Source organism: Rufibacter psychrotolerans (assembly GCF_016924645.1).
GTDB lineage: Bacteria > Bacteroidota > Bacteroidia > Cytophagales > Hymenobacteraceae > Nibribacter > Nibribacter psychrotolerans.
This window is the reverse complement of sequence record NZ_JAFFJV010000021.1, coordinates 73,792-98,541: the sequence shown is the minus strand read 5'-3', so window position 1 is coordinate 98,541 and position 24,750 is coordinate 73,792. Positions and strand designations below refer to the sequence as shown.

The window sequence follows — 24,750 nt, the reverse complement described above, 5'->3', positions numbered from 1 at the left end:
CTGGCCCTCAGGCCTGCCGCATGCGCGGCACCGGGTCGAGTGCTAGGCGCTCAAGCGAAAGACTGGAACAGGAAGAAGAGACAGAAGCAGTGACGGTGATACCGTAGAGACAAGGCACTGCAATTCCTTCAGCAAGGCGGATTCCCCTCCTGGGAGGGGCAGGGGTGGGTTCACATTCCTCATGGTTCAAGCCTGTTAAGGCTGGCAGTTTGCAAGGCCGTGTTACCGTGGCTGTGAATAAGGCTCAAGCAAACCCTCGCTCGCCTCTGGCGAGTGTGAGAAATGGGGCGGCGTCTCGCCGCTAAGGACATAGGCAAAGGCAATCCACTCCAACGCGGCCAGAGGCCGAACGATGACCCACACTCGCCAGAGGCGAGCGAGGGAAGCCCCAATCCATTGATCTCAATTACTTCTACCAAGCTCAGACTCCCCCTTTGGAGGGAGCGAAGGGGATGTTTACACCTGCTGGTCCACAATCCAAGGGCAGAGCCCATTTCAGCCTCATTTAAGAAAAGCAGCCCCCAAATAACTATGCCATCTACAAATGAGAAGCAGGGGAGGTGGCTCTGTTTTCGGCGGGAATGTGGAGGCGCTTGGCCAGCAGTTCCATGGTTTGCAGGGCATCCTGCTGGCTATCGGTGCGGAGTTCGTAGTCGGGTTCTGGAGAGGTGGAGTATAAGCCGATGGTGTACCAGGTTACCAGCGGGGCGGGTTCATCATGGTGGTGGCCGTGTTCGTGGTCATGATCGTGGGCATGAGCGTGACCCAGGTTGGAAGTCAGGAGGACCTGCTTGAACGCGGGCAAGGGTGCCCATTTGCCGGTCTTCAGCCCGAACATGCTCAGGTATTCCCGTACCCGTTTGTTTTGAAAATCGATCTGGAAACCGTGGTAAGTACCTTGGAAGAGAAGTCCCAGCAAAACCAGTAACGTGCCTACAGATAGCATTTGCACTTTGTCAGTGCCAGACCACAAGGGGCTACCACCCAGTATGATGCCTCCCGGTAGCAGCACGTAGCCTAGGTAACGGAGACTTCCAAAAAAAGCATCGGTTTTACGATCGAAGAGGTGGTTCATGGGAGCGGGAAAGTAAAAACCTGTGAGACGTTGGAAAAGCCCCACAGGTTTTGAAAAGATTAGAAGTCAGTGTCCAGGCCGAGGCGGTTTTTGAGGTCTTTCAAGGCCGGGTACATTTCCGCTAAGTAGTTGTATTTGTCTTGCGAGGTGTAGAGTTTGCGGCCGCCTTCCTGCTGCACCACGTCAATGAGCACCTGTATTCGGTTATGCCCTAAGCCCTGGCGCAGATACATCAGAAATTCAGGTTTGAAGCTGTTGAACTCGGCTACCTGCACCTCATTTTCCACTTGCAGGTGCACCTCGGCTTTCTCGGCGTCAAAGTACCACTCGCGGTTCAGGATGGTGTACTCCAGGGTGCGGTCGGTGTGTTTCACGCGGTCCACGTACTGTTTCCAGAGCTGCTGCAGTTTCAGTTCGTTGATGGGCGGCAGAGAACCGGGAACGTAGGCCTCGGTTTCCTCTTCCAGCACCTCCACCGCGGGTGCCGCAGATGCCGCTACTTTCTCCTCCAGGTTCTTCAGGCTGGGCAGTTTTGACAGTTTGCGGGTAGCCAGGGGAGAGGCCACGGTGCGCATGGGCGCTGCCGGATCAGCCACCGCCGGGGCCGGTTTAGCCGCCACGGGTACCGGAGAAGGTGCCTGGTTAGGATACGTGTCAAACACGGGCTCCTGGCCGGCGTCCATATCGGCGGGCGCGGTGTTGTGGTGCGTTTCGGCGGTGTTTTTCTCAAGACCGGCCGAAACTGGCTGAGCTGGGGCTGGTGGCGCGGACGCGGGAGCTACGGGCGGAGCCTGGATAACCGGTGCCTGGGCAACCGGAGCGGCTACGCCGGAACTTCCATTAGTTTTTTTTTTGACCTCTCCGTTCAAAGAGAGGTCTGAGGCCAGTTGCAGGGCATGCGGCAAATGGGCCAGCTTCATGAGTAGCAGTTCCACGTGCAACCGCTGGTTTTTAGCCGCTTTAAAGTTCTGGTCGCAGGTGCCCACCAGGTTCAGGCCCGACAACAGGAAACTCAGAGACGCCTCCTGCGATTGCTTCGCGTACTGGGCTTTGATGTTCTCAGAAACCTGCAGCAACTGCACCGTTACGGTGTCTTTGCACACGAGCAAGCTTCTGAAATGCTCGCCTATGCCCAGCACGAAGTTGTGCGAATCGAAGCCGTTTTTCAGGATTTCGTCATAAAGCAGCAAAGCGCCGCTCAGGTTCTGGGTAAGCAGATATTCCGTCAGGCGGAAGTAATAGTCATAGTCCAGGATGTGCAGGTTCTGCACGGTGGCCTTGTAGGTGAGGTGGTGGCCCGAGAAGGTCACCATCTGGTCGAAGATAGACAAGGCATCGCGCAGGGCACCATCGGCTTTCTGGGCAATCAGGTGCAGGGCATCGTCATCGGCTTTGATCTCCTCTTTGGAGGCGATACGGCCCAGGTGCTGCACCATGTCCTCAATCCGGATTCGGTTGAAATCAAAGATCTGGCAGCGCGACAGGATGGTTGGGATGATCTTGTGGCGCTCGGTGGTAGCCAAAATGAAAATGGCGTAGGCCGGCGGCTCCTCCAGGGTTTTCAGAAACGCGTTGAAGGCCGAGTTGGAGAGCATATGCACCTCATCTATGATGTAGATTTTGTACTTGCCCGTCTGCGGCGCATAACGCACCTGCTCCACCAGGTTCCGGATGTCCTCCACGGAGTTGTTGGAGGCCGCATCCAGCTCGTGCACGTTGAACGAGCTGTTGTTGTTGAAGCTCTTGCAGCTGTCACACACGTTGCAGGCCTCTACCTCCGGCGTAATGTTCTGGCAGTTGATGGTCTTGGCCAGAATACGCGCGCACGTAGTCTTGCCCACGCCCCTGGGGCCGCAGAACAGGAACGCCTGCGCCAGGTGGTTACTGCTGATTGCGTTCTTTAAGGTAGTGGTAATATGGTGCTGCCCCACCACGCTATCAAACGTAGTCGGGCGATATTTACGGGCCGATACAACAAAATTCTCCATCGCTCTACAAAGTTAATCGATTCTGAATCGAATCCGCAACGGAAAGAACAGGGCAGAAGCAGGTTCTTGAATTTGTGCAACGAGCGGTAGCGTTTTGGGCCTGGTTCTGGGAAAGCAGGCCCAAAACAGGAAACCTGCTTATTTGCCGCCTAAGGTGTAATGGGCCCCGAGCAGTAACGTGGTGGAGTTAATTTTAAAGGTACTGGTGCCCTCCCTCACCAGGTTCCGCAAGCCTAAGTCTTGTCTTATTTCCGCGCTCACTGAAACAAAGCCCAAAAGGGAACGGGAATAACCAACTCCTCCTGAAACTCCATAATCAAACCTGTTCCAGGAAGAGGTTTCCTGCCAGTTGGAAGGGATCTGGGTCTCTTCAGGTAGATCATGGGTGTAGTTCATTTTGAGCAATCTCCCCACATAAGGACCGGCATTCAGGAAAAACCCAGTTTCCTTGATAGAGACTCCCACCAGAAGTGGAAGCGTCAGATAATGGAAATGGCCTTTGAGCGTATGCCCAGCAGTGGAGTTGCCGTACGCATCGGTAGCAGTGATGTCAGTTTTGAACCCTTTGTTGTAGTAAAGCAGATCGGTTTTCAGGAAAAGAGCATTGAGCTGGTAACGGACAGAGATGCCAGCGCCTCCTCTTAAATCCCTTTCCCAGCCTAAGTCAACGCCCCTCACATTGGTGGTTCCTCTAAGAGAAGTGAAAGATGGCCCTGCCGCTAACCCCAACTGTACCGTTCCCGGGGCTTGTTGTGCCAGGCTTTGAGCAGACGCTGTCACAACAAAAAACAGCGCCAATAAGATGTTCTTCATGAGCATGGGAAGTATCGTTTTCCAAACATATTCAGAAAAACAGATTTTCTCCCATCCTCCACAGGGTTTCCCCATTAACGGAGGAATTCACTGGAATGGATTTTACCTGAACGGCCGCTTCACCAGACTCACCTGGCCCATGGCGTCTTTCTCGTATTTGGCCAGGCAATGCGGCTGAAACTGCGCGTCGAAGTTCTGTTCACCGGGTGTAACGGCTTGGGGGGCGGGTTGGCCTTTCAGGAAGAAGTACACTTTGGTGGTGCCATACTTGGTGTGGGGCATGTAGTCGCCGTACGCCTGCATCTGATCCCAAAGGCTGTCTGAAACGGTGACGGCGTAAATGCGCTGGATGGGGCCGGTGTTGTTCTCGTTGCGGTACATGGCTACTTCCTCAAAGTCGCCTTTCAGGTCCTGCACACCCGGTTGGGTGAACGCATCCTTGATAAACCAGATCATCAGCCCGGCAAAAACCGCGATCAATACATATTTTACTTTCTTTCCAGACATCACTTCCTGTTGGTTTGTGAAAGCCAAACTTACGCACGGCCGCCCAAACGGCAAGGCAAAAAGGTTCTTTCGTTTAAGAGCCAGTTCTTGAAAAATTGCCTAAAAACAGGCCGCTAAGTGTTTTTGAAGCATATCTTACCCCTTTAAGATAACATTTTTCTATTGATTCAGTAAATGCTATACCTACCTACTCCTTCGGGCTGCTCTTGGGCTTTCCGGAGGAAAGCAAGTGGCCCCAGCGTCATGGCAGGTCCTCAACTTTCTACCTATCAGCACTGAATAAAATAGTATGGAACTAGATGATATGGCCCCCGAGGTGGCTCAGGAATTTTACCCGCAGGCCCTCAAAATGCTGCATGAAAGCGGATTGCCTTTCTTGATGGGCGGCGGTTTTGCCCTCAGGCAGTATACCGGCATGCAACGCCCCATGAAAGACATGGACGTGTTCTGCAAGGCCGGCGACTGCCCCCGGTTGCTCAAGATCTTCAACGACGAAGGCTTTAAGACCGAGCTGGTGGATGCCCGCTGGCTGGCCAAGGCCTACAAAGACGGCAAGTACGTAGACTTTATCTTCAACAACCCCGGCAACAACACCCCCGTGAACGACGGCTGGTTCAGGAAAGCGCCCGAGGGAACCGAGTTTGGCGTGCCCGTGAAGTATATCTCCGCCGAGGACCTGTTCCGGTGCAAGATCTACGTGCAGAACCGCGAGCGCTACGATGGCTCAGACCTGAACCACCTTATCCTGCGCTACGGTGACCAGATGGACTGGGAGCGCATCTTGCAGACTCTGGAGCAACACTGGCAACTGCTGCTGGCGCAGTTTCTTTCCTTCCAGTTTGTGTACCCCTCAGAAAGGGACATTGTGCCGCGCTGGCTGTTTGATGAGCTGTTGCTGCGCGCCAAGGAGCAGTTTGACATGCCACCGCCCACGGAGAAAGTATGCCGCGGCTTGCTGATTGACCAGACGCAGTACGCCCCGGCCGTGACCGAGTGGGGCTTCAAAGCCATGACCATCATGACCATCTAGTTTTTAGTTGATAGGTAAGAGCCGTTTGGGTCACCCAGCACGCTTTGCTAACCAGTCAACAAGCAACAACCAGCAATTATTAGAAATGGAACAACAACCGCACGCCAGCATTACCCCGCAACCCGTTCAGCCTTTACAGCCAGTCGCCCCGCAAACCTCAGACGCCGCCGCACGACCCAATGAAGCGCCTAAACCCGTCCGGATTGCGGCCGTGGGCGACATTCACGTGCGCGAAACGGACAAAGGCAAGTGGGTTGATTTCTTCAAGGCCGCCTCTGAGCAGGCCGACGTGCTGCTGCTGTGCGGCGACCTTACCGACCACGGGTACGCCAGGGAAGCCGCCGTGCTGGCCGAAGAAATGCGGGCCTGCACCATTCCGGTAGTCTGCGTGCTGGGCAACCATGACCATGATAAGCACGAGCACGATGACATCAGGACCTGCCTCATGCGCGACAACGTCCACTTCCTGGACGGCGACGCGGTGGTGATCAAAAACGTGGGCTTTGCCGGCGTGAAGGGCTTCGGTGGCGGGTTTGACAAGTACATGCTCTCCATGTTCGGGGAAAGCAGCAACAAAGCCTTTGTGCAGGAAGCCGTAGACGAGGCCCTCAAACTGGAGGCCGGCCTTTCAAGATTAGACACGGAGTACCCTGGCGTGAAGAAGATTGCCGTGCTACACTACGCGCCCATCAAAGCCACCGTGGAAGGGGAGCCCGAAGCCATCCATCCGTTCCTGGGCTGCTCCCGCCTGGCCGAACCATTGGACCGGCAGAACGTGCTGGCCTGTTTCCACGGGCACGCCCACGTGGGCACGCTGGAAGGCGAGACCGCCAAAGGCATTAAAGTGTTCAACGTGGCCAAGCCCATCCTGCAGAAAGCCGGTTTTGCCATGCCGTTCTTTTTATATGACGTGTAGAAAACCACTTCGGCCATGAACTGTAGAGATCCTTTTGCCGCACTTCTCCGGGAGGTAGGTAAAAGGATCTCCCGTTTAGGGGCTGTTTTTGAGAAAAGAGCCGCTAAATGGGTAAGTTGGCTTAGAGCCGCTCGCAGGGTAAAAACAAGTCCTGAGTCTTGAGTTCTGAGTCTGGAGTTCGGTTTTGGCTTAGATTGGGAGAAAGAGGCCCGAAACGGATGTACCCACCCCCACCCCTCCAGGGAGGGGAGTCACCTGCACGAGGAAGAGAATCGCCTTAACGGGTCATAGGCACCCACTTCTGCAATCCAATTGGCCAAAGCCCAACCTAAAGGCAACTCCATCCGCCATGAACCGGAACTCCCCTCCCGGGAGGGGCAGGCGTGGGTCTACTCCTGCAGAGGTTCCGTTATTACAGCAAAGCAGCAGCCTTTGCTAAACCCAACCATAGCCCGGAAGTAAATCCGAGCCATAGAAAGTAGTTTAAGCGGAGAGATCTCACAGGTCTTGAAAACCTGTGAGGTCTTGCGTTCTTAGGCGCTACTATGGCGCGGATTTACTTCCGTGCCTCACGTGCTCCTATAGTGTAGAAAGTCACGGAAGTAAATCCGCGCCATAGAAAGAAAAGTTCTAGCACAATGATTAGCGATACCGCTGCTATGCAAGTCCACAGCTGGAAGATCCCGATTCCAGTCTTTGGCTCGAGCGCCTCGCTTGTGGCCCTTGGATAACTTGAGCTAAGCACAAACTACAGAGGTGGGCCGCAAGGGCAGTGCGAGGGGCAAAGACGGGGCCCCGCGGCCGTGAGCGCTTATCAGAGAAGATGAAACAAAGCAGCCCATAAGTCCATAGACAAACGGCAACCCGCCAGCATCAGTCAAATCATAAATCAACTACTTGAATATCAGCAGGCCGCCGCTACACCAGCAACCACCAACTTAGCAATGACCAGTTAAGTAGACAAGCCGCCGCTACGCCAGCAACATACTATGTAACCCCACCTTCATCCTTCCTCATACCCGTTAGCCTTTTCGGGGTGAATGCCTTACCTTTGTTTCAGTAGTAGTATTTGAATTTAAACCGATTTCCATATGTCCAACGGATTTTTCAATGTCCCTATTCCGGTGAACGAGCCTGTGAAAGGCTATGCGCCGGGCAGCAAAGAAAGAGAAGAACTTCAGAAAGCATACAATGCGCTGCGCGAGCAGCAACTGGATATTCCTATGTACATTGGCGGACAGGAAGTGCGCACTGAGAACAAAGTGCCGTTCACGCCTCCGCATGACCATAAGCGCGTAGTAGCGCATTACAGCTACGGTACCGGCGAGCACGTGCAGCAAGCCATTGACGCCGCGCTGGCTGCCCGTGAGCAATGGGCTGCCATGCCGTGGGAAAGCCGCGCTGCCATCTTCCTGAAAGCCGCCGACCTGTTGGCCGGGCCTTTCCGGGCGCGCATGAACGCCGCCACCATGATCGGGCAATCGAAGAACGCGTTCCAGGCCGAGATTGACGCCGCCTGCGAGATGATCGACTTCTTCCGGTTCAACGTGAAGTACATGACCGACATCTACAAAATGCAGCCGGAGTCTATGCCGGGCATGTGGAACCGTCTGGAGCACCGTCCGCTGGAAGGGTTTGTGTTCGCGTTAACGCCGTTCAACTTCACGTCTATTGCCGCTAACCTGCCTGCCGCTCCGGCCATGATGGGGAACGTGGTGGTGTGGAAACCTGCCAACACCCAGATCTATTCTGCCCAGGTGATTATGGAACTGTTCAAGGCGGCTGGCTTGCCAGACGGCGTGATCAACCTGGTGTACGTAGATGGTCCTGAGGCCGGCGATGTGATCTTCCGTCACCGTCACTTTGCGGGTATTCACTTCACAGGCAGCACCGGCGTGTTCAACCACATCTGGAAAACCATTGGTGAGAACATTAACTCGTACCGCGGTTATCCGCGCATTGTGGGCGAGACCGGCGGAAAAGACTTTATCCTGGCCCATAAATCGGCGAATGCCAAGGAAGTGGCCGTGGCCATTACCCGTGGCGCGTTTGAGTACCAGGGACAGAAATGCTCGGCGGCTTCGCGTGCGTACATCCCAAGCAACCTGTGGGACGAGGTGAAGCAGCACGTGGTGGAAGACCTGAAATCGTTTAAAATGGGTGATCCCGGTGATTTCAGCAACTTCATCAACGCTGTGATTGATGAGAAGTCTTTTGACAAGCTGGCCCGCTACATTGATGCCGCCAAGAAAGATGACTCAGTAGAGATCATTGCCGGTGGTAACTATGACAAGAGCGTGGGCTACTTTGTTGAGCCTACCATTATTGTGGCGCAGGATCCGCAGTACGTGACCATGTGCGAAGAGCTCTTCGGTCCGGTACTGACCTTGCACGTGTACGATGCCGAGAACTTCGAGAAAACGCTGGAAGTGGTAGACCAGACATCTCCGTACGGCTTAACCGGGGCTATCTTCGCCGGTGACCGTTACGCCATTGAACTGGCCACCAAGAAGCTGAGCCACGCGGCCGGTAACTTCTACATCAACGACAAGCCCACCGGGGCCGTGGTTGGTCAGCAGCCGTTTGGTGGTTCCCGCGCCTCGGGTACCAATGACAAAGCCGGTTCCATGCTGAACCTGCTGCGTTGGACCAGCGCCCGTACCATCAAAGAAACCTTTGTGCCGCCGGTAGATTACCGCTACCCGTTCCTGCAGGAAGACGGCCAGGTAGAAGGTGCCATCTAAACGTTTATAACCCAATTCCCTGAAAACAGCCCCGAAATGGATTTCCGTTTCGGGGCTGTTTTGTTAAAAAGAGGGCAGAAATGGGTGGTTTTTCTTTTCCGTATCTTGAAGGATGCCGCTTCCTTGTATGCTTCGTTATGGCACGCATTTACTTCCATAGCCTATATCTCCTTTCCTATGGCGCGGATTTACTTCCGTGACTACCCAATATTAGGCACGAAAGTAAATCCGCGCCATAGAAAAAAGCATAACTCCAACCTCTTATTGTCATCCTGAAAGGATCTTGTGGGCGAACTAGAAAAGCATGGATGAGCTGGTATTACCGTTCGCCGACAAGATCTTTCCAAGATGGCGACGGTGGAAAATTTCCTGGATAGTCTGGATGACAAAGAGCAGGAAATGGTTTGCCCAAAGGCTGCTAACTTGTAGCCCAAGAACCAACGGAACAACCTCCAAGCCATGAAAACACCCACTCCCGTTACCCTGCAAGGCCAGCACGTCATCCTGCGGCCGTTGCAGGAGAGTGACATTCCTGAACTGGCTGCCATTGGTCTGGACGAGCGCTTGTGGCGGTTAAGTTTGAACGTGCTGCGTACCCCCGGGGACATGGCCAGTTACGTACACGCGGCGCTCAAAGCACAGGCTGCCGGTGCTGCGCTTCCGTTCGTGCACGTGCACCCCAAGACCGGGGAACTGATGGGCAGCACCCGTTTCGGGAATATTGACGTGGCCAACAAAGGGCTGGAGATTGGCTGGACCTGGATCATTTCGGCCTATCAGCGCACGGCCGTGAACACTGAAGCGAAGTACCTCCTGCTGCGGCACGCGTTTGAGGAGCTGGGCTGCATCAGGGTCACCCTCAAGACCGATGTGCTGAACGAGCGCTCCCGCCAGGCCATGCTCCGCATCGGTGCCAAAGAAGAAGGAATCTTGCGCAACCACATGGTTACCTCAGAGGGCCGTGTGCGCGACTCGGTCATCCTGAGTATTCTTGACCGGGAGTGGCCGCAGGTGAAGGCCCGGCTGGAGCAGATGTTGGCGTAATAGGCTGAGAAATAATCCTGTAGGGCGGGTCATGCGTATGAATACGTAAAAAGAAGAAATTTCCTGCCATGGACCGTTATACCACACCCGTTACCCCCGTAGATGAACGCCTGAAATGGGTGGAATCCTTTTCCAGGCTGCTGGACAACCAGTTCAAGCTACCGGGCACCAGGTTCCGGTTTGGGCTGGACCCTATCCTGGGCCTGCTCCCCGTGGTGGGAGACATGACCTCCTTTGCCATGTCGGGGGTGCTGGTCATGACCATGGCCAAGCACGGGGCCAGCCGCTACCTGGTCATGCGCATGCTGTTCAACATCTTCCTGGATGCCGTGATTGGCAGCATTCCGGTGGTGGGCTGGCTGTTTGACTTCGGGTACAAGGCCAACCAACGCAACGTGGAACTGCTGCGCCGCCACTACCAGGAGGGCAAGTACCAGGGCAAAGGCACCGGTTTCCTCATTGCCGTGCTGGTGGCGTTTGTAGTGCTCTTCGGGCTGCTGCTCTACGGCCTCTGGAAGCTGGCGCAGTTTATCTGGTACTGGGCGTATTCGGCGTGGTAGCATGGGGAGCGCTAATGTGTAGCGGCCCTTTAGAGCCTTGTTTCAGCGGTAATTTCTAGAAAACAGACCCAAAACGCCCGCCTGCGTTGGTGTACCCCAGCGCAGGCGGGCGAAGTAGTTTAACTGTGTTCCAGATCCAGCAGCCGGTGCCGTACCAGCAGGCAGGCCCCAATCACCCCGGCCTTGTCGCCCAGTTGGGAGATTTTCAGCTGGGTGTCGTTGTTGACCAGGCTCACCGAGTATTTCTTGATGGCGCTTTTGATAGGCAGCAGAATATAGTCCTCGGTGGTTGCCAGCAGCCCGCCCAGAATGACCAGCTCGGGGTTGAAGAGGTTGATGAGCAGGGCAATGCCGCGGCCTATCTTTTCGCCCACCTGGGCAATCAGCTCAATGGCCAGCACATCGTCATTGTTCGCGGCGTTGATGATGTCTTCCAGGTGGATGTCCTCGGGGGCCATGTGGTTAAGGGTGGCCAGCGTGGAGGCGCCGCCCTGCAGCTTCTCCTTGAACCTTTCTACCAGGGCCCAGCCCGAGGCCTCGGTCTCCAGGCAGCCTTTCTTGCCGCAGCGGCAGAGAATCTCATTCTGGAAGATGGGGATATGGCCCACCTCGCCAGAGTAGCCCGACTTGCCGTAGTACAGCTGGCCGTTGATGATGATGCCCATGCCAATGCCGTAGTCCAGGTTCAGGAACAGGATGTTGCGCTCCGTAGAGACCGCGCCCGAGCAGAACTCACCGTAGGCCATGGCGTGGGAGTCGTTCTCCAAGAGCACCTTAATGCCCACTTCCTGCTCAATGATTTTACTGAGCGGGTCTTCATGGAAGTGGAACAGGTTGTAGTTGTAGCCCTTGGAGTAGTTGATGCGGCCAGAGAGGTTGATGCCAATGCCCAGGATCTTTTCCTTGGGAATGGGCAAATCTGCGATGAAGTTGTTGATGATCTTGCAAAGCTCCTCCAGTGACTCCTGGGTGTTCTTGAGTTCGTAGGGGCACCGGTCAAAGCTGCTGATCAGGTTCTTCTGGAAGTCGGTGAGGCCAATGTTGATGTAATGCTGCTTCACGTCAATGCCCATGAAGAACCCAGAGTTGGGGGCCAGGCCATACACGTTGGGCTTTCTGCCGCCCGTAGATTCTATTTTTCCGTGGTCCTGCACCAGGCTGTCCTGGATGAGGTCGTTGATGAGGCTGGTGACTTTAGGAACGCTCAGGTTCAGTTCCTTGCTTAGGTCGGCGATGGTGGCGTTGCCGGTATTCGCGAAATAAGAGATTACTTTCTTCTTGAGGTTCACGTTTTTGAAAGCCACCCCGGTAGGTCCCTCGCTGTTTATCTCCTCAAAGAAAGAAGCTGCCATAAGTTAATGTGTTGTGGTGTGTGGAAGGTAGCATGGGCTAACTAGATGATGCAGGTTGTTGTACAAATCCGTGGTGCGCCAGAAATAAGATGAATGCTTGGCCCTTCTCTGCACCGGAAGGGAGCACCTAAGAAAGCGGCTCAGGGAACATGACAGCTCCGCTTGCCTTCTAAGAACAGGTAAATATACAAATACGATAATATAAAGCGCTTGTAAGTGCAAAATGAGGCGTACACAGTGTCTTCTCCTCCCTGTAGACAGCCGGCAGGGGCTGCGGGAATGAGGGTCGGTTTTCATCAAGATGGCCAGGGGGATAGTGGCTTGGGGCTTGTTGCGGCAGGTGGGGGAAGGGCTTCTGCAACCGGCACGTAGGCAAGAGCGCTATTTCTTTGGCAAGGAACCAACTGCCAGGAGCAAGGTTCCCCAGGAGGCTCTGACATTGGGGCCTAAGGGGCGCACATCCTTAGCAGAAGCACACGGCAGGCTAACCCTTTGTCTTTTTTATACTTAATATAAGGTTTTTATTAAATATAGTTACCTTTCATGCGTATTTTGTTGTAAAAGTAGATATTACTAAAGTATAAAACAATCAAATTTAAAGTCAATAAACTAAAATTGATTGTTTTTGGCCCTTTTTCTTAAAAATAGCTCCAAAGCAACCCAGGGTTTTGCACAGAAGCGCCCGCGCCAGGGCTGCTCCCGCGGTAGAAACCCTTGGCAGGGTTCCATTCCTGAGGTTGATTCCGGCTTTAGGAGGTTGAGACCTGGCGTAGGCCAGCGGTGGTGCCAGCCTCTTTGGGCGAGCTCCGTTTTAACTTGTTTCAGGCAAAACAGGCAAGAACCGCACCCGCCCGGGCAGCACCGGTAGCGCAGTTCTTTTTCCGTTACTGCCTGGGTGTTCTTGCTGTTTTAGGCACCTTCCGCCCCGCCCGGTTTAAAGCACGTGCGGCAATCAAGCGTAACCCGTACCTTTCCCGCATGAAACCCCTTGCCATCTTAAACTGGAGCGGCGGCAAAGATGCCGCTCTGGCGCTGCACAGAACCCAGCAACAACAGCAAATGCAACTGCATGCCCTCTGCACCACCGTAAGCCAACCCCACCAGCGGGTAACCATGCACGGCGTGCGCCAGGAGCTGATGCAACTGCAGGCCCAGGCCTTGCAACTGGCCTGGCACCCCATCTATCTGCCCGAGGGCGCCAGCATGCCGGAGTACAACGCGGTTATGGCCCAGACCTGGCAGACGTTCAGGGCCGCCGGCGTGACGCACAGCCTCTTTGGCGATCTTTACCTGGCAGACCTGCGGGCTTACCGCGAGGAGCAACTGGCCTTGGTTGGGGTACAGGCCGCGTTTCCCTTGTGGGGCGAGGACCCTACGGCCCTGCTGGAGGAGTTCTGGCGCGCGGGGTTCCGGGCGAAAGTAGTGTGCGTGAATGGCAGGCACCTGGACTCCTCCTTCGCCGGCCGTGAGCTGGACGAGGCGTTTATCAAAGACCTGCCCGCCCACGTAGACCCCTGCGGCGAAAACGGCGAGTACCATTCTTTTGTCTATGACGGACCCAACTTCCGGCAGCCGGTGCCCGTGCTAGTGGGAGAGACGGTCTTCCGGAGTTATGCGCCCGCTGCCAAGGAAGAGGAGGAGTGCTTTGTGGCCCCGCCCACTTCCTACGACACCGGTTTCTGGTTCTGCGATCTATTGCCTGCCCGTTAACTAGGGGACAAAGATTCAGGTAAGTTCTGCCCGGTCTGGAAGGTAGGTTTATTCCTGCAGATGCTCTTTTGTTTCAGGGCCGGTTTTCTAAAATCAGCCTAAAAATGCGTAGCTTCCTACGGTAAACCAGAGCCAGTATGCTGTATTTTCTGCTCAAGACCTTATTCCAGATCGCGTTGCGCGTGTTCTTCAGGCGTTTTACGGTGAACAACCGGCAGTTCCTGCTGTCAGAGGGGCCCCTGATTGTGGTGTCTAACCACCCCAACACGCTCATGGACCCGGTGGTCACGGCCTCGCTCATGAAGCAGAAAATCTATTTCCTGGCCAAAAGCAGCTTCTTCAAACCCGGCATTCAGGGCTGGCTCTTCCACAAACTGTACATGATTCCAGTGTACCGCCGCGAAGATGTGGGCGAGGCCGGCTCGGCCCAGAACGACGCCACCTTTGCCAAATGCTATGAGTTCCTGGGCAAGGGCGGCACGCTCATGGTGTTCCCCGAAGGCAACAGCTTTATGCAGCGCCGCCTGCGGCCGCTCAAGACCGGAACCGCCCGCATTGGCCTGGGCGCCGAGGCCCAGCACGGGTTCAACCTGGGGCTGCGCATTGTGCCGGTGGGGGTGAACTACTCAGACCCTTCGCGGTTCCGGAGCGATGTGTTTGTGAACGTGGGCGAGCCCATCCACGTCAAAGATTTTCAGGAGGCGTTTGCCCAGGACCCGTTCCAGGCCGCCCACGCCCTCACCGACCATCTGAAGGAGCGGCTGGAGGCCCTGGTCATCCACACCGACACCGACGAGGAAGACCAGCTGGCCCGCCAGGTGGAGGCCGTGTACCAGGACATCCTGGTAGATGAGCTAGACCTTTCCCGGTCAGAGTCAAAGGAGCGCTTCCTCATCACCAAGGGCATTCTGCAGAGCATCAAGTATTTTGAGGCCCGCCAGCCGGAGCGGGTGCACCAGCTGCGCACTGAGCTGCAAGACTACCTGCAGCACCTGGAAAGTGTGGGCCTGGTGCCCGGGGCCCTGCGCGAGGTGCCCAACCGCCGCAACGTTGCCTGGGGTACGGTGCAGACCCTGGTGTACCTGGTGCTGGGCTTTCCGTTTTACCTGTTCGGGGTGGTGCATAACTACCTGCCGTACCTCTTGCCCGCCAAGATTGCCCGCGCCCTCACCAAAGACATTGAGTTCCACGCGCCCATGATGATGACCATTGGCATGTTCACGTTCCCCATTTTCTACGCGCTCATCGGCTGGGCGGTGCACGCCTGGCTGGGGCTGAAAGGCTGGGCGCTGGTGGGGTACCTGGTGGCGCTGCCCCTCACGGGCTTTTTTGTGCTGCACTACTGGCACCGCATTCAGGTGGCCCGCCGGCACTGGATCTTCTTCTCGCTTTTCTACCGGCGGACTACGGTGCTGCACAGTTTACTGGAGCAGCGCAACCGCCTCATGGCAGCCCTGGAGCAGGCCCGCGACGAGTTTCTAGCCTCTTTCCCAGAAAACAGCCCCGAAACGCGGCCCGCTTCGCAACCCAACCCCATGCAGTAGTGCCACTCTTTGGGGCGTGATGGCTAGGCAGGCTGGCAGCAAAGTGCACCGGAGCGGGCCAGGCGGGTTTCCCCCAAAGAGAGGCAACTGTTAACCGAATAAATTTTGCCCATAGCCGGCATTTTTGGAACGGTATCTGCAAAGAGAGTTTTGCCGCCATGGCGGTGGCAATAACCCTCAAAATGTATCCCGTATGGAAGTGAAAATGAACTCTGTTGGTGTCTGGTTGGTGGCGGGAATGATAGCCGTGTGCGGGGCGCCTGGCCATGCGCAGACAAAACCTGCCGTACCGGCAACCCAAGATACCGCTGCCCTCCTGGCGGCGCGGGGCAAAGACGCCCCGGTGCGTAGAGAAACCCTCTCGGGCATAGACCTTTTCCCTGAGAGCAAGACCAAGGATGTGTTTCTGCTCTCTTTTCAGCAAGACATGGCCGAAGCCGGGGTGCTGGAGGTAACCAACTACGCCGGCAAGGTGCTCTACACCAAACCCATTCCGGCCGGAGACCATACCCTGGCCCCACCCATGCCGTTGGGCAAACTAAAAACCGGAACCTACCTGGTAGAAGTGAAGACGCCCACCACGGTGTACTGGAAGAAAGTACGGGTGCGATTGAGGTAGGTAAAAGCCAAGGCAAAATGCCTGCGCTGAACGTTCAGCGCAGGCATTTTGCCTTAAGTGAGAGGGGGTCACCAGGTGAACTTCAGCACAATCAGCTCAGAGTAGCCATTGTCGTTGTCGGCCACGGCCACGGCGGTAAGGTCACTGCGGTCCTGGCCCGAGATGCAGATAGACTCAATCTTGCTTTTGTAAGGCGTGCCGTCCTGCTCTGTGATGGGGGTCACCACCTGGGGCTTTGCCGGCTGGGTAGTCTCATCTGAGTGGGCTTGCAGCAGGCCAACCAGACTGCCGTAGATTTCCCCGTCCAGCACGGCGTTAGGCGTTTCTTCGGCCGAGGCCGTGAACAGCATCCGGCCGCCCAGCGCCGAGGTCATGCCCGAGAACCCGGTCTTGATCTGCTCTAGTTCGGGCAGGGCCCAGGTCAGGATGCTGGTTGGCTTGGGTGCCGCCTCCCGCCCCAAGAGGAAAGGCGTAACGGACTCCATGGTGTACGTGATGAGCACATTATGCCCGCCCGGGGCGTAGCGCTGCAGCAGGTACAGGTATTCTTCATCGGCCGCCAGGCCTTCAATGTTAAGCGCTGCCTGCCCGGTAATGGCTTTGTTGGCCCGCAGCTGGCGGTAAAGCGGCGTGAGGTTAAGCGTCATGGGCGTGCCCAGGCCCCCGCGGGTAATGGGCAACAGGTAGCCGGTGTTGCGGGGGGCGGTGGCACCCGAGCCAACCACCAGCAGGCAAGGCTGGCCCTCTAGGGTCACCTGCGTAATGGCTTCCAGGTCTGGCTTCACGGGTTTGGGAATACGCCCCTCGGCCAGAGGACCGGCTTTGAACAGCGGTGTCTGCTGCACCAGCTTAAAGTTCTTGTCCAGCGTGAACAGGTACGGCGAATCATCCCCGATGACGTAGTACCGGTCGCCCACCCGCTCAATGCCCGAGGCCGAGGGGATCCCCTCCAGTACTACCTTTTGGCGGATCACCGCCGTGGGCTGCCTGGGGGAGGAGTCTGACTGGCAACTGGCGGTGAGAAGGGGCATAACGATGAAAGCTATATAAGGTAAGAGCCGTACTAGTAGTTTCATGGGGGAGAAAGGGGCTAAGTCAGCGTTACGAACTCACTGTCGTTTAGGGTTAATTAATTTCCTGGTATTACATGCGTACTGTTTTACGGCTTATTTCTGAAAAGTGCGGAGAAAACCGCTTTAAACTGAAAGCTTTCCTTTCTGTTTCCTATCTGTACTGATCTATAACTGGGTGGTTGTGCCTTTAAGACAAGGAATCACCCATAAAGTTTCGGGCCTGTTTTCTGCAAAACAGGCCCGAAACAGGTAAGCCATTCCACTCAGAACTCAAGACTCAGAACTCTGAACTGTCTGCTATTTCACTTCCACTTCCTTCACGCCTTCGCGCCCGAAGAACGTGGGGAAATACATCAGCTCGGCCTTGGCCGGATTCAGGGTGTAGGTGCCTTTGTAACGCGGCAGCAGTTTTACGGTGAAGGTGTAGTGGCCTTTGCTCAGGTGATTGGAGAAGATGGACACTTTATGCCGGAAGTACTCGCGGTGCGCCTCGTAGCGGCCCCAGCTGGATTTGCTGTCATACGTGCAGCCGGCCGGAATGGGTACTTCAATCATCACGTAAGAGGCATCGGCTTTCACGTCTATTGCCACCTCCATTTCCACCGGTTTACCAGCTTCCAGGGTGGCTTGGGTAGAGCCGGTTCCTATAAACCTGGTACGCACCACAAAGTCTTTTTCTACGCGAGTCGGTTGAGCAATCCACTCGTTTTGGTAAGCCGTGAGGTAAAGCGCCAAGGACCCTTGTTTGCGGATGGTGAGTGGTTGCGTAAGCGTAAAGGTGGTGTCTGCCGGGAACTTCTTCAGGGTGGTGTTTACGCCGCCCGAGAGGAAAAGCTGCTTCTCGGGTGTCTGGCCTTTTTCTTTGACCAGGTCCGGCAATAGCGTCTCCAGAATGCGGGCCGATTCATAGGTATTGCGCCAGTAACCGGTTCGGCGCTCGTTCAGCAGGAAGGCTTGTATCCTGAGCAGATCGCGCTCATGGCCGCCGGCGGCTTTCAGAATCTCATAGGCCAGCAGGGTATTGGAGATGTGGTTGTTGAACAAACTGCTTTTGTTTTCGCCCCAATGCAAACCGCCCAGCGTAGTACTTCTGCGGTATTTCTGCAGGGTGTCTAAGGGAGCCCTCAGGTTCAGCTGCTGCCGAAGTCTGGTCAAGCGGAACTGGTCTTCCAGTGAGTTGTGAGGTTGTTTCTCCAGCTTGGTCACGTACGCCGGGTAGTCAACTTTGGCCTCTAATTTCTGCAGGATCTCCAGTGCCCTGATTTTGTTTTGGGCGCCTTTCTTTTCCACGTGGAAGGTGAGATAGTCAACCAGTGGTTTTTTCTTGAAACTGGTGGTGTAGCCCTCCTGCTGGGCCATGACTAGGGCTTCGGTGACGTGATGGCTGATCCAGAGGTAGGCAGGACCGTTTTCCCACCAACTCCAGGTACCGTCTTCTTTCTGGGTTTTCTCCAGGTGCCGGATCAGACGACGTACCATCTTGTCGTGCTCAAATTCTTTGCCTAAAGCCGCTTGGATGCGTTTTTCCCACAGCAAGCCTTTCAGTTTAGAGGCGGCCTGCTCATTGCACCAGTATTCATAGCGGTGGAGGGCCTTGATCTCATCCAGCATGACTTGCAGCAGACTGCTTTGGGCGTAGAAGTGCACTGGTCCTTTGGCGGGATCAAACGTGAGGGTAAGTGTGGTGTCAATGGGCAGGGAGAGGAAAACGCCTTTGCGCTCCAGCACGCCTTTTTTATAAACCCCAATGTGCCGCCGCTCCCCGTCTGAGAAGCCGCTGCCTTGCCGCAAAGAGTACATCAGTTCCACCGAGTCCGGTGCTACGGCCGGAGCCTGAATCACGACGGTATCGGTGAACACGCGGCCCAGTTTCAAGGTTTGTTGCCGAAGCGCTTGTCCGTTGAATTCAAACCGGGTCTGTACACTGGCGGTATCTGGCAGGTAGTTCACCGCTTTGCTGATGATTTGCGTTTTATCGCCTTCAATCAGGAACCTCGGGCCGCTCAGCATCGCCATCATGGCTTTGAACGACCGGATCTCGGTGCTGGTCTGGCCACTCCGCTTCTTGCCATCCATAGCTAGTACGTGCGCTTTCCAACTGGTGACATCGCCGGGGAAGGTGACCGGGAACGTGGCTTTGCCTTGTTTGTCGGTGGTTAGGCGCGGTTGCCAGAAGGCGTAATCAGAGAAGTAGCTGCGGATGGAGGTGGTGGGGTCTGCCTCGGTTCCCATGGCAAGGGCTTGCTCTGCCTGCTCTTTCCCTTTCTTGGTGGTAATAATCACCACGCCGTTGGCTGCCCGGGCACCATAAAGGGCGGTGGCTGCGGCATCTTTCAATATGCTCATAGAGGCAACAGCGTTGCTTTCCAGGTCACTCACTTCTCCATCAAACGGCAGACCGTCTACAATAATGAGTGGTTGCGTGTTGCCTAGGATAGAAGAGGCACCCCGGATGCGGATAAACCCATCTGCTCCGGGTTGCCCAATGGCAACTCCTGCCACCCGGCCATACAGTGCCGTGTGTACGGTTGTAACTGCCCCGGTAAGCTCTGACCTTCTCTGGGTTCCATACCCTACTACCACAACTTCTTGCAGCATTTTTGCATCAGCCTGCAAGGCGACATTGAGAATGTTTTGTCCTTGAATAACCGCTTCTTCATTCACATAGCCAATGTAGGAGAGTATGAGAACGCCATTGGCCGGGGCGTTAATGGAGAACTGTCCGTCAATGTCAGTGGCTACGCCAACATTGGTGCCTTTCACTACAATGGAGACTCCTGGCAGAGGTTCACCGGTTGCAGCGTCTGCCACGGTTCCCCGTATCACGTGGTTATAAATACCCACGCCGTTGGTGAGCGGCGTTACCTTAGGCGGAGTGGGAGGCTTGGGCTTTTGCGCCTCCAGCAATAACGCTTTGGCCTCTAGCACCCTTTGCTGAACCAGTTTGAGCAAGGCCTTGCTTTGGGTGTTCGCTTGTTCGAGCTGGGCAGGGGTGAAGTTAAGGTGCAGCAGGCCGTCAGGCTGTATGGTAGCTGTGGTAGAAAGCTGGGTATGATCGGGGAAAAGCATGGTGAACCGGTAAGGACCAGGCGTGATGTGGGAGACCAGCCGGGTATCGCCTTTGAAAACCAGAACAGAATCTGCCGGTTCTTTGGGGTTGAACAGGAAAATGTGCTGCGGGGTTTGTTTAAACGTAGTGTCCAGTTGCCAAGACAGCTTACCCAGACCTGTTCCCGGTCCCGTTTTAAACGCAGGGGCGGTAATCTCTGCAATCCACCTTTGTTCTTCCAGCTTTTGCCATAACCTGCGCAACGATACATCGGTTGTTGGTTTCTCAGAGAATTTGGTGGGGCTTAGTTTCTCCCTGGCGTAGCGGGCCAGGTGAACATCTGAGGTTAGGGCCTGTTTTTCGCGCATTTTTAGTAAACCAGGCTCAAAACGGTACGTGTAGTTAGGCTCAGGAATAAATCCGGTGGTAAAATTCCCCAGAAATCTGAAGTACAGACTATCTGGCCGGAAAGGTCCTGCCAGTAGGATAGGGTACCGGACATTGGTGTTTCTGGAGTTGTGGCGATACCCGTAAGAGTTGTTAGGCAAAAGCTGAACCCGGTTGCCTTGGTGGAGGTACACCACACCCTCATGGAAGTTCTGTTCTACCGGCAGCAGATAAGCGTTCAAGTTGGCTCTCTCTGATGGGGCTAACTTGTTTTTTTCGGCTGCTGCCAGAAGCTCGGGCATTTTGTTCTGGTCAATGCTGAGCACCAATTTTTGTTGCGGTTTAAAGTAGATACTGTCTAAGGTGATGGTGTGCTGGGCCGTGCGAAGTTTAATGGTGTGAAAGCCGCTGTCGGCGGGAAAAGAGTAGGCGGGTTTTATGTCGGTGCCCGAGAAGTACACCGGTACCCCGTCCAGGTACACCACGTGCACTGGCACCACTCTGCCAGAGTCCACCACAAAAGGCGCAAACTGGGTTAGGCTGTCTGGGGCAGGGCTGTAGTTGGTAAAGGAGCCGTCTGTGGGGTACAGCAGTTGGTAATAGGCTATGCTGTCTAAGCCCATTTCTCGGCTCCAGCGGCTCCAGTCCAATTTTTGCCCAGTCCAGGGTGTGATGTTCTCCAGATGAAACTTGCTGCGGGCCTTGCGTCCTTTGTAATAGCCAAAGAACGGAACCTTGGGTGGAACAGTGTCTTTGAATTTGGAGGTGAGAGCATAGGCCGTGAGGTCTACGTTAGATACCGGCTTGCCTTTGGCGTTGGTCACGGCTACGGTTATATTAGTTTGCTGCCCGGGGTACACGGTAGGTGGAGCCGCAATGGCTACAGAAAGCTCTTTCTCCCGGAAGGGAGTGCCATACTCGCTCTGGTGCATCTCTCCGGCCCACAGGTATTGAAAAGAGACGTAATAAGGCTCATGCCCCTGCAGTTTCCGGGCGAAGCTCCAGTGGGCTGCGGTGTCGTGGCCCCGCGAGATCAGTTTGTTTTTCTGGTACACAAAATACCAGAACGGCAGCCTTCTGGGGTTCTGGGCTGTGAAAAAGACGGAGTCAAGGGTGCGGTCTGAGAAGAAATTCAGGTTGGCGTCTTTGCTCGCCAAATTCAGGTTGGCCTGCTGGTCAATGGTGTTAAGTTCATAGGTGTGCGCCTGTGCCTGCAGTGGCAACAGAGTCGGCAAGGTCAGGTTTTCTTTTTGGAGCACTTTACCATTTTTCGCCAAAACTGTAAGCATTGCCCTTTGGGGGAGTGATGTGTCTTCCTCCAGGTATAAGGCCTGCACGCTGTCTTTCAACAGGATAAGTTTTAGCTGCCCCTTTTGGTACAGATAGGTGCCCTGGGTGGATTGGGTGCTGCGCTCATTGCTGGAGTTTAGAAACGCGGCTTCTACTTTGTATTTCACCGAGGCCTTGGGGAAAATGGAGGCCGGTATTTCTATGGTAGTCTGCCCGGTGGACTCCAAGGATTGCTTATGCGTCCAGAGAGTGTCTGCAATGAAAACGGATGGCTCCCGGCTACGCACTAATTGCTCGCTGAGAACGGTCAGTTCCACCCGGGCATCTGGCAGGTTTAGGCCATTCGCGTCGGTGCCCTGCACCATTAGTTTATTTGTGGCGCCGGTGGCGTGCTCTTTTTCCTCTAGCCTAAGGGTGTAGGTGTTTTCTTTGAGTTCATACTCCTCGTATTTGAATTGCCCACCCATCACTTCCTCGTCGTCCCACCTTTTTTTGCCGCGCATCAGGTCAAGGGAGACATAAGTGTCAAGAGTGAGTTTAAGGGAGTCATGCAACACAAAAGCACTTTCATAGGCTCCCGGTTGATATGGTTTCAGTTTCCCAACTTGGTGGGTTTTTCGGTTGCCGTACACTTCGGCGGAGAGCGTTTTGCGGTAAAGGTCCCCGTTTCTCCGTAAAATATAGGCTTTGTACCGTACGGTGTCGCCGGGGTGGTACATGGGTTTGTTGAACACTAGAAACCCTCTGTATTTCTGGTTGCTGTCTCTTCTGTAGTCTTCGTCAAACAAAGCAAAAACCCGTCGTACAAATCCGGGCAGATCATGGTATTTGATGCTGGTGACTATATTCTGCACCGGTGAGGAGAGGTAATACAAAGGAAAAGAAAAGACGATCCTGCGCCACAATGGCGGTTTCTGGGAAGCCCGGCTCAATGGGTGAAATGACGTTTGCCCCTTGTGCTCCACCGTCAGAAGACCCTTTCTCCTGAATTTAGCCAATCGGTAGGTGTAGGTGGCTTTATCAAACGGTACCTTTTTGCTTTTGACCCACACGTGCGCATCAGGAATGGGATTTCCCAAGCTATCCTGTAGTAGAATTGCTAAATCAACCTGATTCTGTAGCAGTTTCACTTGTATAGGGGAAAAAGAGCGGAGGACATACACAAGCTCTTCACCAGAAGCGTAGGTATACAGATAATGACCCAGCGGAAGACGCTTCCGGTGGGTCTGGCCAGTGGGGAAGGAGTCTACCTTGCTATGAAAAAAACTCTCCCGAGCAGTTTGTATGCCTTTCTCATAGAGCGTTTTCGCCTCGGCGTCTGTGATTCGGTAGAGGTAAGTGTAGTAACTGGTGGTACGGCTGTTGGCCAAGTTCTTCTGCGCCCAGGTATGATGAGCGAGCTGCAGAAAGCAAATGAAAAACAAGAATAGAAAACGAGTGCGGAGGCAGGGGGGCAGCGGCATGCAGGGCAGTTTTTTGTTATTAATATAGGGGAAAAACAGTATTCTGCTGCATGCCGAGGAAAATGCTAGGTCCTGTTTTACCCCTGATTCTAAGTAAACAGACCTAAAACCGGGAGGGCAATGGCAAAGGAGTAAAGCAGATTCTTAGTTTGGATGGGTAGCAAAAAAGCCTATTTTTGCGTACAGTTTTAACGAGAGCGTACATCTTTCACATAATCCACTACACATGAGTGTTTTAGTAAATAAAGATTCCAAAGTGATTGTGCAGGGCTTCACCGGCTCAGAAGGTTCCTTCCACGCACAGCAAATGATTGAGTATGGCACCAACGTAGTAGGTGGCGTAACCCCAGGCAAAGGTGGTTCTACCCACTTAGACCGTCCGGTGTTCAATACCGTAGCCGAGGCCGTACAGAAAGCCGGAGCCAATGTATCTATCATTTTCGTGCCACCAGCGTTTGCCGCTGATGCCATCATGGAAGCCGCCGATGCCGGCATTGAAGTGATTGTGGCCATCACCGAAGGAATTCCGGTGAAAGACATGGTTGCCGCTAAAAACTACATCAAAAACAAGCCAGTTACCTTGATCGGGCCAAACTGCCCGGGAGTAATCACGCCAGGTGAGGCCAAAGTTGGTATCATGCCAGGTTTCGTGTTCAAGCCAGGCCGTATCGGTATCGTTTCTAAATCTGGTACGTTGACCTACGAGGCTGCTGACCAGATTGTGAAAGCTGGTTTGGGTATCTCTACCGCCATCGGTATCGGAGGTGACCCAATCATCGGAACGCCTACTAAAAATGCAGTTGAGTTGTTGATGGAAGATCCAGAGACCGATGCCATCGTGATGATCGGTGAGATTGGCGGTAACTACGAGGCTGTGGCTGCGGAGTACATCCGGGCTACGGGCAACAAGAAACCAGTAGTTGGTTTCATAGCAGGTCAGACTGCTCCGGCTGGTCGTAGAATGGGCCACGCAGGTGCCATCATTGGTGGTGCCGATGATACCGCTGCCGCTAAAATGCGCATCATGCGTGAGAACGGCATCCACGTAGTAGACTCTCCGGCTGAAATTGGCGAGACCATGGTAAGAGTATTACAAGGCGAGACTACCAACGCGTAAGTTCTTTCGCTTCATCATATTGAAAAAGGCGGCTCTGGAAGGAGCCGCCTTTTTGTTTTAGATCTGTTTTAGGAAAAACACGTGGGAAACGCTACCCACCCCTGCCCCTCCCAGGAGGGGAATTTTCCTGATGTGTCAAAGGTGATAATGAGGCTGGTGGTAAGCTTTTTGGGAACAATCCTTTGTTGTTGACTTTTTGTTGTCAATCGCTGATCAAGTGGTTGGGGAGAACACCAATAACGGCGAGGGGCCGCTGGTAAGGCAAGAAGACATCAACAATGACAAGATGAATTATCTAGAAACATCACTTACCTCTACTACTCAGAAGCTATTTTGTAGGGGAAGTGAATTTATTCTTCTATGGCGCGGAAGTTACTTCCGTGCCTTTTGAACAGCCTTGAGGCAAGTCACGGAAGTAACTTCCGCGCCATAGAAGGAGCCTAGTTTCAGGAAAACAGCCCCTAAACGC

17 protein-coding genes are annotated in these 24,750 nt (G+C 54.5%); 10 read left to right on the top strand and 7 right to left on the bottom strand.

Annotated elements, in window-relative coordinates; genetic code table 11:
- Positions 1–538: 538 nt before the first annotated feature.
- The 4 genes from JT718_RS18045 to JT718_RS18030 form a co-directional block, all read right to left on the bottom strand.
- A complete protein-coding gene (locus JT718_RS18045; RefSeq protein ID WP_205504188.1) occupies positions 539–1,075 on the bottom strand; it encodes a hypothetical protein in 537 nt (178 codons plus the stop codon).
- 59 nt (positions 1,076–1,134) lie between these two features.
- Positions 1,135–3,063: a DNA polymerase III subunit gamma/tau gene (locus JT718_RS18040; RefSeq protein WP_205504187.1), complete on the bottom strand. Its 1,929-nt coding sequence runs from the start codon at positions 3,061–3,063 to the stop codon at positions 1,135–1,137.
- Between the two features lie 138 nt (positions 3,064–3,201).
- Positions 3,202–3,876: a porin family protein gene (locus tag JT718_RS18035; RefSeq protein WP_205504186.1), complete on the bottom strand. Its 675-nt coding sequence runs from the start codon at positions 3,874–3,876 to the stop codon at positions 3,202–3,204.
- 102 nt (positions 3,877–3,978) lie between these two features.
- On the bottom strand, positions 3,979–4,383 hold the full coding sequence (locus tag JT718_RS18030) for a hypothetical protein (RefSeq protein ID WP_205504185.1): 405 nt from the start codon (positions 4,381–4,383) through the stop codon (positions 3,979–3,981).
- Positions 4,384–4,672: 289 nt separating this feature from the next.
- Here JT718_RS18030 and JT718_RS18025 point away from each other — a divergent pair, with 289 nt between their 5' ends.
- The 5 genes from JT718_RS18025 to JT718_RS18005 all read left to right on the top strand — a co-directional run bounded on the left by JT718_RS18025 (position 4,673) and on the right by JT718_RS18005 (position 10,677).
- The gene (locus JT718_RS18025) at positions 4,673–5,413 is read left to right on the top strand and encodes a nucleotidyltransferase family protein (protein WP_205504184.1); all 741 of its coding nucleotides are present in this window, start codon (positions 4,673–4,675) and stop codon (positions 5,411–5,413) included.
- Positions 5,414–5,498: 85 nt separating this feature from the next.
- Positions 5,499–6,329, top strand: coding sequence for a metallophosphoesterase family protein (locus tag JT718_RS18020; RefSeq protein ID WP_205504183.1), 831 nt, complete (start codon positions 5,499–5,501; stop codon positions 6,327–6,329).
- Positions 6,330–7,420: 1,091 nt separating this feature from the next.
- Positions 7,421–9,073: an L-glutamate gamma-semialdehyde dehydrogenase gene (pruA, locus tag JT718_RS18015; protein WP_205504182.1), complete on the top strand. Its 1,653-nt coding sequence runs from the start codon at positions 7,421–7,423 to the stop codon at positions 9,071–9,073.
- 459 nt (positions 9,074–9,532) lie between these two features.
- Positions 9,533–10,117 carry a GNAT family N-acetyltransferase gene (locus JT718_RS18010; RefSeq protein ID WP_205504181.1) on the top strand — a complete coding sequence of 195 codons (585 nt, stop codon included), beginning with the start codon at positions 9,533–9,535 and terminating at the stop codon, positions 10,115–10,117.
- Between the two features lie 68 nt (positions 10,118–10,185).
- On the top strand, positions 10,186–10,677 hold the full coding sequence (locus tag JT718_RS18005; RefSeq protein ID WP_205504180.1) for a DUF4112 domain-containing protein: 492 nt from the start codon (positions 10,186–10,188) through the stop codon (positions 10,675–10,677).
- A 119-nt stretch (positions 10,678–10,796) separates the two neighbouring features.
- Here the strand turns inward: JT718_RS18005 and JT718_RS18000 are convergent, their stop codons facing one another.
- Positions 10,797–12,029: an ROK family transcriptional regulator gene (locus JT718_RS18000; RefSeq protein ID WP_205504179.1), complete on the bottom strand. Its 1,233-nt coding sequence runs from the start codon at positions 12,027–12,029 to the stop codon at positions 10,797–10,799.
- A 978-nt stretch (positions 12,030–13,007) separates the two neighbouring features.
- Here JT718_RS18000 and JT718_RS17995 point away from each other — a divergent pair.
- The 3 genes from JT718_RS17995 to JT718_RS17985 all read left to right on the top strand — a co-directional run bounded on the left by JT718_RS17995 (position 13,008) and on the right by JT718_RS17985 (position 15,902).
- Complete coding sequence (locus tag JT718_RS17995) at positions 13,008–13,739, top strand: Dph6-related ATP pyrophosphatase (RefSeq protein ID WP_205504178.1); 732 nt, start codon at positions 13,008–13,010, stop codon at positions 13,737–13,739.
- Between the two features lie 137 nt (positions 13,740–13,876).
- A complete protein-coding gene (locus tag JT718_RS17990; RefSeq protein ID WP_205504177.1) occupies positions 13,877–15,283 on the top strand; it encodes a lysophospholipid acyltransferase family protein in 1,407 nt (468 codons plus the stop codon).
- Positions 15,284–15,476: 193 nt separating this feature from the next.
- Complete coding sequence (locus JT718_RS17985) at positions 15,477–15,902, top strand: T9SS type A sorting domain-containing protein (RefSeq protein WP_205504176.1); 426 nt, start codon at positions 15,477–15,479, stop codon at positions 15,900–15,902.
- Positions 15,903–15,970: 68 nt separating this feature from the next.
- On the opposite strand, the gene JT718_RS17980 is transcribed toward JT718_RS17985, so the two are convergent.
- A complete protein-coding gene (locus tag JT718_RS17980; protein ID WP_205504175.1) occupies positions 15,971–16,933 on the bottom strand; it encodes a DUF6929 family protein in 963 nt (320 codons plus the stop codon).
- Positions 16,934–17,272: 339 nt separating this feature from the next.
- Positions 17,273–22,555, bottom strand: coding sequence for a carboxypeptidase-like regulatory domain-containing protein (locus JT718_RS20765; protein ID WP_205504174.1), 5,283 nt, complete (start codon positions 22,553–22,555; stop codon positions 17,273–17,275).
- 402 nt (positions 22,556–22,957) lie between these two features.
- Between JT718_RS20765 and JT718_RS17970 the strand changes: the two genes are divergently transcribed.
- Positions 22,958–23,131 (top strand): hypothetical protein, encoded by a 174-nt coding sequence (locus tag JT718_RS17970; RefSeq protein WP_205504173.1) that lies wholly within the window; start codon positions 22,958–22,960, stop codon positions 23,129–23,131.
- Positions 23,132–23,390: 259 nt separating this feature from the next.
- Entirely contained in the window at positions 23,391–24,281 is an 891-nt protein-coding gene (gene sucD, locus JT718_RS17965) for a succinate--CoA ligase subunit alpha (RefSeq protein WP_149089372.1), read from the top strand.
- Positions 24,282–24,750 lie beyond the last annotated feature (469 nt).